The following is a 10000-nucleotide window of genomic DNA, read 5'->3' as shown; positions in this document are numbered from 1 at the left end:
GCTCGACGCCGCCAAGTTTCTTGGCGATATCGCCGTAAGTCAGCGTCTGGCCCGGCGGGATGCGGCGGGCGATGTCGTAGACGCCGCGGTTGAATTCGGGAACGCCGTCGAGATCGAGCACGACATCGGCAAGATCGTTCGGCTTGCCCGTGAGCAGTTCAACGATGCCGTCGATCGCGCGCTGCACCTCGGCCGGCGGCGGCGCCTCGGCGAGCTCGCCATGGCTCTGGCGGATCCGGGTGCGGGTCTTGTCCTCGCTGCCCATCGGCAGCTGCACGCCATTGATGCCGCGCGCACCCCACACGATACCGCAGCGGCCGATTGAGGTGTCGAATAGTGCAAAAGAGTGGCCGGTCATGGCTGACTCCGGGATCCTGTGGCTTCGATGTCCGAGCTTGATGCCGAGTGCAAAGATAGGCTTGGAGATTGTTGCGATCCACCCGGATTCCGGGGGAATTTGGCACCGTCCCCGCAGAAAGCTTGTCATCACCGGGCTTGACCCGGTGATCCACCTTCCTTGAAGAATGTTCGTCGGCGCAGATGGATGGATACGCGGGTCATGCCCGCGTATGACCTCCGGGCGCCCTGCCCGATAGCTAAGTCACTCAGCGAGTCCCCCATGCAAACCCTTCGCGTCAACGGATACGACATGGCCTATCTCGAGGTCGGCCGGGGCCCGCCGCTGGTCTGCGTGCACGGCTCGCTGTGCGATTTCCGAATCTGGTCGGCGGTGCTCGGGCCATTGACGATGAAGCATCGCGTCATCGCGGTGTCGCTGCGGCACTTCTTTCCCGAGCACTGGGACGGCATCGGCGACACCTACTCGATCGCGCAGCATGTCGACGACGTCATCGGCTTCATCGAGCAGCTCGACAGCCAACCGGTCGACCTGATGGGGCATTCGCGCGGCGGGCACATTTCGTTTCGGGTGGCGCAGCGGCGGCCCGATTTGTTGCGCAGACTGATCCTGGCCGAACCCGGCGGCGAGCTCGACGCCACACTCGATCCCGCCTTCAAGGGCGGCCCCTCGCCGCTGGCGGCGCGGTTCGCGGCATCGGCGGAAAAGATTGTGGCAGGCGATATCGACGGCGGGCTGGCGTATTTCCTGGACACGCTGGAAGGGCCCGGCGCCTGGAACCGGCTGCCGGCATCGCCAAAGCAGCTGTTGCGCGACAACGCGATGACACTGATCGGCCAGGTCCGCGACAACCGGCCGCCATTCTCCAGAAGCGATGCCGAGGCGATCAGGACGCCAACCTTGTTTATCGGCGGCGGCAATACCCGGGGCACGTTGCCGCAGGTGCTGCGCGCGCTGGCGGCGCATGTGGCGGGCTCCACGACGGCCATGATCCCTGGCACCACGCATCCGATGTTCGAGCAGGCGCCGCAGAAATATTGCGAGATCGTGCTGGAGTTTCTGGCGGCGAATTGACCGCGCCCGGATACCTTGCCGCGCTAGGTTTAATCTACTATAAGAGACAAATGTCTATTATAGTAGACGACACCGGAACCCGGATCGCGCGCCGGCTGCGGCTGGAGCGGGACTCGCGCGGCTGGTCGCAGGCCGACCTGGCCGAGCGATCCGGCGTCTCCAAGGCCACCATCAGCAAGATCGAACGCGAGGAATTGAGTCCGACCGCGGTGATCCTGGTGCGGCTGTCCAGCGCCTTCGATCTGACGCTGGCGGGCCTGCTGGTGCGCGCCGAGGGCGAAGCCGCGCAGCCGCTGCTGTCGCGCGCCGCCGACCAGGCCGTGTGGCGCGATCCCGCGACGGGCTATTCGCGCAAACAGGTGTTCGGCCGGCCCGACCATCCGGTCGAAATCATCCAGGTCGAAATGCCCGCCGGCAAAAGCGTCGTGCTGCCGGCCTCGTCCTATGCGCGGATCCGCCAGGCGGTCTGGGTGCAGTCCGGCGAACTCGTCATTAGCGAGAATGGCGAACGCAGCGTGCTGGCCGCCGGCGACTGCCTCGGTTTTGGCCCGCCTGCCGAGACCACCTTCGCCAACGAGACCAAATCCCCTTGCACCTATCTCGTCGCGCTCGCACGGAGCTAGCGCGATGCACGGGACCAAAGCCTCGAGCGAACCGCCCGATACCCGCGAGGAACCCAGCGCGCCCGCCGGCCATAATGGCGGGCCACCGCTGGAGCCCGAGCACACGCCGGAATGGGGCAATGGCGGCATCGGAAACTATTTCTACTGGAAGGCGGCGCACCGCGCGGCCTGGAAAAACCCCTCGCCCGGCATCGTGATGTTCCGCATCCGGAAAGCCGAACGGCTGGGGCTGACCTACCAGGAATACACCCTGGAGATTCTGGAACGCGGCCGCCACCTGCAGGTCGAGGACGTCGAGAGAATTGCGGAGATCAGGCAGGCGCGAACGGCGCAGCGCACATGATCGAACGCGACCGCCGATTCACCAATCCGTTTTGCCTTGGGGCCGACCATCATGTCCGCGATCGAGATTAATGCACTGAGGTCCTCGCCTGAAATTCGCGAATGGCTGAGCGAGATCCTGATCGAGACGGTCGCGCATGGCGGATCGGTCAGCTTCATGCATCCGCTGCAGGCGAAGGCGGCCGATGCCTTCTGGGACGACGCGCTGGCGGCGGCCGGCCGCGAAGAGCGGATCATTCTCGGCGCGTGGGACGGCGATGTGCTCGCCGCCACCGTCACCTTACTGCTCGACTGTCCGCCCAATCAGCCGCATCGCGCCGAAATCGCCAAGATGATGACCCGCCGCAGCCATCGCGGCCGCGGCATCGCCACGGCCCTGATGCGGACGGCCGAACAACTGGCGGTCCGGCGCAACCGAACGCTGCTGGTGCTGGACACCGCGACCGACGGCGGCGCGTCGGGGCTGTACGAGAAACTGGGATTTACCCTGGCCGGAGAAATTCCCGACTACGCTTTCAAGCCGCATGGGGGCTTGAGCGGGGCACTGTTCTACTGGAAGCGGATCGGGGGCTGAACAGGCGGACTTGACGGTGTTGGGCACTCCCGCTAATTTCCGAATACGGAATTCCGTATTCCAAGCCGGACGCACCCATGACCCCGCTCGACCCGACCCCGAACCTGATCGATCAGGTCTATGCGCGGATTCTCGACGGCATTGTCGATCGCACGCTAGCGCCGGGACACCGCATCCGGCAGAACGAACTGGCCGAACAGCTCGGCGTATCGCGCCAGCCTGTCAGCCACGCGCTGCATCTGCTGCACCGGCAGGGGCTGGTGGCCGAGAGCGGCCGCAAGGGTTTTGAAGTCACCCAGCTCGATCCGGTGCGGATTCGCCAGCTCTATGAGGTGCGCGGCGCCATCGATGCGCTGGCCGCGAAACTCGCCGCCGGGCGCGTCAAAACCGACACGTCGGGACGCGCGGATCTGGAGACGGCGCTGCGGGCCGGGCGCGGGGCCGACAGGAAAACCCCGCTGGCGCGGCTGATCGCGCTCGACGTCGACTTTCACCGCGCGATCTACCGGCTGTCCGGCAATCCCGCGATCGAGGAAATGATCGGCCCGCAATGGCCGCATATGCGCCGCTCGATGGCGACGGTGCTGGCCGAACTGGATTATCGCCAGAGCGCCTGGAGCGAACACGAAACCATCGCCGCGCATATCCTGTCCGGCAACGCGAAAGCCGCGGAAGGCGCCGCGCTGGCGCATGCGATCGGCGCCGGGCGAATGACGGAAGAGAGACTGAAGGCGACGGAGATAGCGGCGTAGAGCAAGCGCCGTCATTCCGGGGCGCGCGAAGCGAGAGCCTCAGATGTGCAATTGCACATCGGGGAATCTCGAGATTCCGGGTTCGAGGCTACGCCTCGCCCCGGAAAGACGAAAGCAAAACCAAGGGAGCAACCGATGAAACTGACCCAGCAACAGATCGACGATTTCAACCGCGAGGGCTGGCTGTTCCTGCCCGAATTGTTCAGCCCCGAGGAAGTCGCGCTGCTGGCGCGCGAGGCCGAGGGCATCTACGACACCAAGCGCCCCGAAGTGTGGCGCGAAAAGAGCGGCGCGCCGCGTACCGCCTTTGCCGCCCATCTCTACAATGAGGCATTCGGGTTGCTCGGCGCCCATCCGCGCATGATCGATCCGGTGGAGCAGATCTTCGGCGAGAAGGTCTACATGCACCAGTACAAGATCAACGCCAAATCGGCCTTCACCGGCGACGTCTGGCAATGGCACCAGGATTACGGCACATGGAAGCGCGACGACGGCATGCCGCAGCCGCGCGCGATGAACATCGCAATCTTCCTCGACGAGGTGATGCCGATCAACGGCCCCCTGATGCTGGTGCCAAAGAGCCAGACCGCCGGTGACCTCAAGGCCTCGCATGACCTTGAGACCACCTCCTATCCGCTGTGGACGCTGGACGAGGAAACCGTCACGCGGCTGGTCAAGGACGGCGGCATCGTCGCTCCCACCGGCAAGGCCGGCGGTATGCTGATGTTCCACGGCAATCTGGTGCACGGCTCGGCCGGCAACATCACGCCCTATCCGCGCAAGATCGTGTACCTCACGCTGAACGCGGTTTCGAACTACATCCGCACCCCGACGCGGCCGGAATACATCGCGCATCGTGATTTTACCCCGATCCAGACCGTGGACGACGACGCGCTGTTGCGCCTGGCCCGGGCGCACCGGCAGGCGGCGGAGTAGAAGAAACCTTCATTCCGGGGCGCTCGCGCCAGCGAGCGAACCCGGAATGACGGCATCACCCGCACCGGATCAGATCTCCCATGAACCTGCATCACCTTCTCCAAGCCCGCCTCGCCGCCGGCAAACCGATCCGCGTTGCGTTGATCGGCGCCGGCAAATTCGGCTCGATGTTCCTGGCGCAGGTGCCGCACACGCCGGGACTGGAGGTGCCGCTGATCATCGATATCGATCGCGACCGCGCCCGCGAGGCCTGCCGCACGGTCGGCTGGGACGAGGCGCGGATCGCCGCCACCACCTTCACCGACGACGGCGCGCGCGCCATCGCCGGCGGCGCCATGGAGGTCATCGTGGAAGCGACCGGCAATCCCGCCGTCGGCATCCGGCATGCCCGCGCCGCGATTGCGGCCGGCAAGCATATCGTCATGGTCAATGTCGAGGCCGACGTGCTGGCGGGGCCGCTGCTGTCAGAGGAAGCGCGCAAGGCCGGCGTGGTCTATTCGCTGGCCTATGGCGACCAGCCGGCGTTGACCGCCGAAATGGTCGACTGGGCCCGCGCCACCGGCTTTCGCGTCGTCGCCGCGGGCAAGGGCACCAAGTATCTGCCGGCCTATCACGACGTCACGCCGGAAGGCGTCTGGGGCCATTACGGGCTGACCGCAGGCGAGGCGCAATCGGCCGGCATGAACCCGCAGATGTTCAATTCGTTTCTGGACGGCACCAAATCCGCCATTGAGATGGCGGCGATCGCCAACGCCACCGGGCTCGCCGTACCCACCGGGGGCCTGCTGTTCCCGCCCTGCGGCGTCGACGACCTGCCGCATGTGATGCGGCCGCGCGAGGCCGGCGGCGTGCTGGAGAAGTCCGGCGTGGTGGAAGTGGTTTCGTCGCTGGAGCGCGACGGCCGGCCGGTGTTTCGCGACCTGCGCTGGGGCGTCTATGTGGTGCTGGAAGCGCCGAACGACTACGCCGCAGACTGTTTCAGGCAATACGGCCTCAAGACCGATGCATCAGGACGCTATGCGGCGATGTACAAGCCGTATCATTTGATCGGGCTTGAGCTGAACATCTCGATCCTGTCGGCGGCGCTGCGAGGCGAACCGACCGGGCAACCGCATGGCTTCAAGGGCGACGTCGCCTCGATCGCGAAACGCAATCTGCGCGCCGGCGAAATGCTCGACGGCGAAGGCGGCTACACGGTGTGGGGCAAACTGATGCCAGCGGCGGCAAGCCTGGCCGCCGACGCGCTGCCGATTGGCCTCGCGCATCGCCTGAAGCTGAAGAACGACGTCGCGCACGGCGAAGTAGTGCGCTGGAGCGATGTCGAGTTCGATGCCAACAACGACACCATCAAGACCCGCAAGGCGATGGAAGCGACGTTTGCAACAAAAGCCTAGGGCAGCAAGCGGCTCGCCCGCGCCTGCCTGAACCATTTCTGAAACATGGCTTCGGTGTCCATCATCTCGGTGAAACCGGCCTGGTTGATCTTCACGGTGGAGACCAGCGCGGGCGGCCCCGGTTCGGTCTGGCCATAGCGCATGGTGTAGTCGGCGTATTGAAACGACAGGCCCACGAAGTCTTCGAGGCCGGGGGATATCAGGTCGTGCTTGCGCCGCAGCGCCTCCCATGGCGCGATCCATTGCGGCCAGGTCTGCGCCAGCGACAGCGGAACGGCGGCGCCCGGCTTCATGTCCAGCGCCTCCGCTATCGCGGGCCAGACGTTCTCCCAGGTGAATACGTCGCCATTGGTGACGTTGAACGCTTGGTTGTGCGCCGCTTCCGCCTCGCCGCTCCAGGCAATGGCGCGCGCCAGCAGGTCGACGTCGACCGCCTGCGACACCCTCGCAGCTCCTGCCGGGTAATCCAGCGCCCTGCCCTGTTCGCGCAGCATGGCGGCATAGACGCCGAGCGGCGGGATCAGGTCCATGGCGCCGCCCATCGCCAAGCCGACGATCAGGACGGGCCGCAGAATGCTCCAGCACCATGCTTTGCCCGGCTGCAGTCCGCGCAAAAATTTCTCCTGAGCCCAGTAGAAATTCGGTTGCTCGTACATTTCCGAGCGGCCTTCCCGCGCCGGCACGCTCAGCGGGCGCACATGGACGCCATAGGCCTTGGTACCCTGCAACAGCGCCACATGACGGAGCGTTGGCGCCGCCGGCTCGAGAGCCGCCATCAGGTTGCGCAGCATCGCGTCGTTGGTTCGGATCTGGCCGGGATCGCGCCAGCCATCGACCAGGTTCGGCGCCTCGTAGAGCGCGGCGTAGACGAGGTGGGTCGCGCCCTGCAGCTCTGCGGCGGCGTGCTGGCATTGCGCAGGGTCGGTCAGGTCGACCGCAACGTGACGGGCGCCGTGAAGCTGGCGCGGCTTCCTCCGCGACAGCGCGACGACCTCGCATCCGCCGACGGCGCTGAAATGTCGCAAGGCGGCGCTTCCGACCAGACCCGTGGCGCCCGCGACCACGACTTTCTTGCTTGCCATTCACACATTCTCCGGTGCGATTACCCGGTCCTCCCTAGCAGATCGTGGCGGAATGCGTCAGCCCGCGAGCCGCTGCCCGTTAAAAGTGCACTTTGCTGCAAGGCGCAGCGGTACGGGGCCCCTTCGCAACTGCGTCGTCCGGGAGAGTTCGAGCTATGCCCTTGATTCCTTGGAACCGATTGGTCATCCTGCCCGCGGTTCGGGATGTTCAGGTTTCGATCGCGCCCATGTCAGGGAGTTTGTTTTCGGGATCCGGGTTCAGGTACCAGTTTCAAGGTCGATCGTCGGCGATACAAACGACATTCAAGATCGTTGTCCTCGCCGATAACGCAACACAAAAACAAGGGAGGAAGCGCATGAAACGTCGTGAATTTCTAAAGGCAGGCGGTATTGGTCTCGCCGCGAGCGCAGTCGCCGCGCCTGCCATCGCACAATCGATGCCCGAAATTAAGTGGCGGCTGGCGGCCAGCTGGCCGAAGTCGCTCGATACGCTGTACGGCGGCGTGGAGTTCTTCACCAAGCGCGTGGCCGACCTCACCGACAACAGATTCCAGATTCAACCGTTCGCCGCAGGCGAGATCGTGGGCGGGCTGCAGGTTCTCGACGCGGTGCAGAACGGCACGGTCGAGATGGGCAACACCGCGCTGTATTATTATTGGGGCAAGAATCCGGCATTCACCTTCGGCACGTCGCTGCCGTTCGGGCTCAACACACGGCAGCATATGTCGTGGATGTTGTTCGCCGGCGGCATGGACATGCTCAACGACCTGCTGAAGGAATACAATTGCTTCGGCGTTCCGACCGGTAGCACGGGCGCGCAGATGGGCGGCTGGTTCCGCAAGGAAATCAAGTCGACCGAGGATCTCAAGGGCCTGAAATTCCGTGTCGGCGGCTTCGCGGGCACCATCATCGCCAAGGTCGGCGGCGTGCCGCAGCAGATCGCGGCGGGCGACATCTACCCGGCGCTGGAGAAGGGCACCATCGACGCGGCCGAGTGGGTCGGCCCCTATGACGACGAGAAGCTAGGCTTCGTGAAGGTGGCGAAATACTATTACTATCCGGGCTGGTGGGAAGGCACGGGCCAGGGCCACAACATCATGAACCTGGAAAAATGGAACGCGCTGCCGAAGCACTATCAGACCGCGATCACGGCGGCGTCGCACGACACGTTCACCTGGGTCACCGGCAAGTACGACTACGTCAACCCGCCGGCACTGAAGCGGCTGATCGCATCGGGCGCGATCCTGAAGCCGTTCCCGCAGGAAGTGCTGGAGACCTGTTACAAGGCCGCCAACGAGATCTATGCGGACCTGTCGAAGACAAACCCTCACTTCAACAAGATGCACACCAGCCTGGCTGCGTTCCGCAGCGATTCGCTGGCCTGGATGCAGGTGGCTGAACTGAGCTTCGACAGCTTCATGATGCGAATGCGCACGCGCTCCTGAGGCGCATGCAGCGGTGAGACAAGCGAAAGCCCCGGAGGAATCTCCGGGGCTTTTTTTTGGACCGGGGGCGGCGGTCAGTCCTCTTCGCTCAGCGCTTCGTTCAGTCGGTCGTAATATTTCGTAACGAGGGCGATGTTGCCCTTGTGCTCGATCGCGGGCGCCGGAGACTTCAGCAACTCGTTGAGATCGGCGAGTACTTCCTTCTTGTCCTTGGTCGGCATTTTCTGGTCGGCCTGGACGTGGGCGATCTCTGCCTTGATCACGGCTTCCGGGCCGACATACTTCTTCGTCACCGGGTCGAAGCCCTCGAGCAGCATGTTGATGTTGTCGATGACGTTGTTGTAGTCGTCGTAGGAGGCAAAGCCGTTCTTCTTGGCGACGCCGTCGAGCTGCGTGGCGATCCCGGGATCCGGCTTGCCGTCGTCCGGCAGCTTCTCGACGATCGGATCCATTTGCTTCGCCGCCGCAAGCACGCCCTGGACCTGCTTTTCAGTAAGCGCGATCTGCTTGATCGGAGCTTCCTGCGCCGGCGGTGGCGCGGCCTGCTGTGCGGGAGCCGGTGCGGCTTGGCTCGGCGGCGCCTGATTGGCCTGCGCCAGCGCGCCCCCGGCGGACAGGAAGGCGATCGAGACCGCGAGACAGGCGATGCCTGCCGCGGTGGCGATCGGGCGAACGAATCCAGGCATGAGGTCTCCTCGGTTGTGCCGGCCTTGATGGGTCAGAGCTGGTCAGGGGACGGTTCAATTCGGCGACAATAATCGTTTGCGAAAATCATCGCGGCTGCGCCGCGACGACCGAGCAACGCCAAACGAAAAACGCCGCGTCCCTGTCGGGAAGCGGCGTTTTGTTCGATCATGACACGTAGAGAGGAATTCCTTGTCCTTTGCAGGCCTGGCAGCGACCTACTCTCCCAGGGCTTAAGCCATAGTACCATTGGCGCTGAGGAGTTTAACGGCCGAGTTCGGGATGGGATCGGGTTCAAGCTCCTCGCTAGAACCACCAGGCCGGCGAAGGACAAAGATACGAAGCAAGCTGTCTGGTGTCTTTTATGGACACTGAAAATGAGAGCAATCAAGCCAATCGAACGATTAGTACCGGTAAGCTACATGCGTTGCCGCACTTACACACCCGGCCTATCAACGTGGTGGTCTACCACGGTTCTCAAGGGAATACTCGTTTTGAGGTGGGTTTCCCGCTTAGATGCTTTCAGCGGTTATCCCGTCCGTACATAGCTATGCAGCACTGCCGCTGGCGCGACAACTGCTCCACCAGAGGTACGTTCATCCCGGTCCTCTCGTACTAGGGACAAATCCTCTCAATATTCCAACACCCACGGCAGATAGGGACCGAACTGTCTCACGACGTTCTGAACCCAGCTCACGTACCACTTTAATCGGCGAACAGCCGAACCCTTGGGACC

Annotated in this window: 11 protein-coding genes and 2 rRNA genes; 8 read left to right on the top strand and 5 right to left on the bottom strand. The window is 64.0% G+C overall.

Features of this window, described 5'->3' with window-relative positions:
* Positions 1-358: methylated-DNA--[protein]-cysteine S-methyltransferase (locus tag Q8N40_RS26540; RefSeq protein ID WP_305713924.1), on the bottom strand; the 358-nt coding region annotated here is incomplete at its 3' end.
* A gap of 261 nt (positions 359-619) precedes the next feature.
* On the opposite strand from Q8N40_RS26540, the gene Q8N40_RS26535 reads away from it, so the two are divergent.
* The 7 genes from Q8N40_RS26535 (at position 620) to Q8N40_RS26505 (ending at position 6053) form a co-directional block, all read left to right on the top strand.
* A complete protein-coding gene (locus tag Q8N40_RS26535) occupies positions 620-1432 on the top strand; it encodes an alpha/beta fold hydrolase (protein WP_305713923.1) in 813 nt (270 codons plus the stop codon).
* A gap of 50 nt (positions 1433-1482) precedes the next feature.
* Positions 1483-2055: an XRE family transcriptional regulator gene (locus tag Q8N40_RS26530; RefSeq protein WP_305321323.1), complete on the top strand. Its 573-nt coding sequence runs from the start codon at positions 1483-1485 to the stop codon at positions 2053-2055.
* 4 nt (positions 2056-2059) lie between these two features.
* Complete coding sequence (locus tag Q8N40_RS26525) at positions 2060-2398, top strand: hypothetical protein (protein ID WP_305713922.1); 339 nt, start codon at positions 2060-2062, stop codon at positions 2396-2398.
* A gap of 51 nt (positions 2399-2449) precedes the next feature.
* Positions 2450-2971 (top strand): GNAT family N-acetyltransferase, encoded by a 522-nt coding sequence (locus tag Q8N40_RS26520; protein WP_305713921.1) that lies wholly within the window; start codon positions 2450-2452, stop codon positions 2969-2971.
* Positions 2972-3048: 77 nt separating this feature from the next.
* On the top strand, positions 3049-3723 hold the full coding sequence (locus tag Q8N40_RS26515) for a GntR family transcriptional regulator (RefSeq protein WP_305321320.1): 675 nt from the start codon (positions 3049-3051) through the stop codon (positions 3721-3723).
* A 135-nt stretch (positions 3724-3858) separates the two neighbouring features.
* Positions 3859-4659, top strand: a complete 801-nt coding sequence (locus Q8N40_RS26510) for a phytanoyl-CoA dioxygenase family protein (RefSeq protein WP_305321319.1) — start codon at positions 3859-3861, stop codon at positions 4657-4659.
* A gap of 80 nt (positions 4660-4739) precedes the next feature.
* Complete coding sequence (locus Q8N40_RS26505; protein ID WP_305713920.1) at positions 4740-6053, top strand: NAD(P)H-dependent oxidoreductase; 1314 nt, start codon at positions 4740-4742, stop codon at positions 6051-6053.
* On the opposite strand, the gene Q8N40_RS26500 is transcribed toward Q8N40_RS26505, so the two are convergent.
* On the bottom strand, positions 6050-7135 hold the full coding sequence (locus Q8N40_RS26500; protein WP_305713919.1) for an NAD-dependent epimerase/dehydratase family protein: 1086 nt from the start codon (positions 7133-7135) through the stop codon (positions 6050-6052). The two genes, Q8N40_RS26505 and Q8N40_RS26500, sit on opposite strands and share 4 nt — an antisense overlap.
* Positions 7136-7491: 356 nt before the next feature.
* Between Q8N40_RS26500 and Q8N40_RS26495 the strand changes: the two genes are divergently transcribed.
* Entirely contained in the window at positions 7492-8580 is a 1089-nt protein-coding gene (locus tag Q8N40_RS26495) for a TRAP transporter substrate-binding protein (RefSeq protein WP_305713918.1), read from the top strand.
* 74 nt (positions 8581-8654) lie between these two features.
* On the opposite strand, the gene Q8N40_RS26490 is transcribed toward Q8N40_RS26495, so the two are convergent.
* The 3 genes from Q8N40_RS26490 to Q8N40_RS26480 form a co-directional block, all read right to left on the bottom strand.
* Positions 8655-9266, bottom strand: a complete 612-nt coding sequence (locus Q8N40_RS26490) for a hypothetical protein (RefSeq protein WP_305713917.1) — start codon at positions 9264-9266, stop codon at positions 8655-8657.
* Positions 9267-9469: 203 nt separating this feature from the next.
* Positions 9470-9584, bottom strand: a 5S ribosomal RNA gene (gene rrf / locus Q8N40_RS26485).
* A gap of 63 nt (positions 9585-9647) precedes the next feature.
* Positions 9648-10000, bottom strand: a 23S ribosomal RNA gene (locus tag Q8N40_RS26480); the annotation flags it as partial.

Source organism: Bradyrhizobium sp. (assembly GCF_030693485.1).
In the GTDB taxonomy this organism is placed as follows: domain Bacteria; phylum Pseudomonadota; class Alphaproteobacteria; order Rhizobiales; family Xanthobacteraceae; genus Bradyrhizobium.
Note: the sequence above shows the minus strand (reverse complement) of the source record. Positions and strands in the feature narration are given on the sequence as shown.